This window comes from Rhodoferax sp. RT5P35, assembly GCF_056521385.1.
The window spans coordinates 1-1,019 of record NZ_JBWMAX010000380.1 but is presented as its reverse complement, the minus strand read 5'-3'; the positions used below and the strand labels follow the sequence as shown (position 1 = coordinate 1,019).

Genomic DNA, 1,019 nt, shown 5'->3' with positions numbered 1-1,019 from the left:
CAGAGGTAACCCGCGTGGCCCGCCAGGATGGTTCGCGCGTGCTCATCATGGACCAGGCCGGGTTGCTGCTGGGCCGTACCCACACTGCCCGCTTGATGGCCCAGGCGGCGGATGAACCGGGCCTGGCGGGCGTGTTCCAGCGCTGGCAGGCCAGAGGCGGCCCGATCGAGACCACCGGAACCGCCGTTCTGGAACAAGGCCACCTGGTGGCCATGGCCGGAATTCCCGGCTCACGCTGGACGCTGGTGCGCCTGACCCCGCTGGAAGTGGCCATGCAGCCCGTGAAAGCGGCCCAGGCCACCGCCTGGAAAGCCGCTGTGGGGGTCGGGCTGCTGGTAGCCCTGCTGGCCGGTGTCATGGCCTGGCGCCTCACCCGCCCCATTTCCGAACTGCGCCTGCGCGCCAAAAAGATGCTGTGGGAAGGGGCCAACCCCGCCGAGGCCTGGCCGAGCGACCGGGGCGAAGTCGGCCAACTGGCCCACGCGTTCCAACAGGTGGTCGAGCAACGCCAGCAAAAACAAAGCGAAACCCAGGCCCTGCTGGCCAAGCTGGCCGCGGTGCTGGACCATGCCGAGGTCGGCATCACCCTGACCCGCAATGGGCACTTTGAACTGGTCAGCCGCCAGTTCTGCCAAATCTTTCAGCTCGACAAGCACCAGCTCGTGGGCCAGCCCACGCTGCGCATCCACCCCTCGCCCGAGGCCTACCAGGCCCTTTCGGCACGGGCCCACCCGGCCTTCATGCAGAGCGGAGCTTTTGAGGGCGAAGTGGAACTGCAGCGCAGCACGGGCGCGCTATTTTGGGCCCATATGCGGGGCCGCGCCGTGGTGCCGGGCGACCGCTCGCAAGGCACCGTCTGGACGGTGGAAGACGTCACCGCCTCGCGCGAACATCGGGAACGCCTGGCCTGGACCTCCAACCACGATGCGCTCACCGGCCTGGCCAACCGCCCGGCCTTTGAGGCCCTGCTGGCCCGCGCCACCGACCGCGCCGCCAGCGTGCCGTTTTGCGCCATGTTC

General features: G+C 69.0%; 1 protein-coding gene. It reads left to right on the top strand.

What is annotated here, in order from left to right; translation table 11 throughout:
* Positions 1-14: 14 nt before the first annotated feature.
* On the top strand, positions 15-1,019 hold a 1,005-nt coding region (locus AC097L_RS26480), incomplete at its 3' end, for a PAS domain S-box protein (protein WP_479589662.1).